The sequence below is a fragment of the Streptomyces bullii genome, assembly GCF_042657145.1.
Classification (GTDB): domain Bacteria; phylum Actinomycetota; class Actinomycetes; order Streptomycetales; family Streptomycetaceae; genus Streptomyces; species Streptomyces bullii.
Genome location: NZ_JBHSNY010000048.1, coordinates 1 through 590, shown reverse-complemented (window position 1 = coordinate 590; position 590 = coordinate 1). Strand labels below are relative to the sequence as shown.

Genomic DNA, 590 nt, shown 5'->3' with positions numbered 1-590 from the left:
GCAGTGGGCGCGGATCGAGCCGTTGCTCCCGGACCGGACGCCGAAGCGTGGTGGCCGCTGGCGGGACCACCGTGAGGTGATCGACGCGATCGCCTACAAGTTCCGGACCGGGACGCAGTGGGTGCACCTGCCGGAGAAGTACGGCAACTGGCGGGGTGTCTACAACCGGCTGCGGATGTGGGCCGTCGACGGCACCTGGGAGCGGGTGTTCACCGCCCTGGTTGCTCAGGCCGACGCGGACGAGGACCTGGACTGGGCCGTCTCGGTGGACTCCACGATCGTGCGGGCTCACCAGCATGCGGCGGGGGCCCGCAAAAGGGGGCCCCGGCCGGCGAGCCGGACGACCATGCCATCGGCCGGTCCCGCGGCGGACTGACCACGAAGATCCACCTCGTGGCCGATGGCCGGTGCCGGCCACTCGCGTTCGTTCTCACCGCCGGCCAAGCCGGCGACGCTCCCGCCTTCACGGACGTCATGGCCCGCTTGCGCGTTCCCCGACCTCGTGGACGGCCTCGCACCAGGCCGGACCTGGTCCTGGCCGACAAGGCGTACTCCTCCCGCGAGATCCGTGACCACCTGCGCAAACGCGG

1 protein-coding gene and 1 pseudogene are annotated in these 590 nt (G+C 71.5%); both read left to right on the top strand.

Features of this window, described 5'->3' with window-relative positions; genetic code table 11:
* Positions 1-22: 22 nt before the first annotated feature.
* A pseudogene (locus ACFPZJ_RS39815) lies at positions 23-277 on the top strand (transposase); the annotation flags it as partial.
* Positions 178-590, top strand: a 413-nt coding sequence (locus tag ACFPZJ_RS39810) for a transposase (RefSeq protein WP_381031975.1), incomplete at its 3' end; no start/stop codon positions are given. The pseudogene ACFPZJ_RS39815 and the gene ACFPZJ_RS39810, both read left to right, overlap by 100 nt.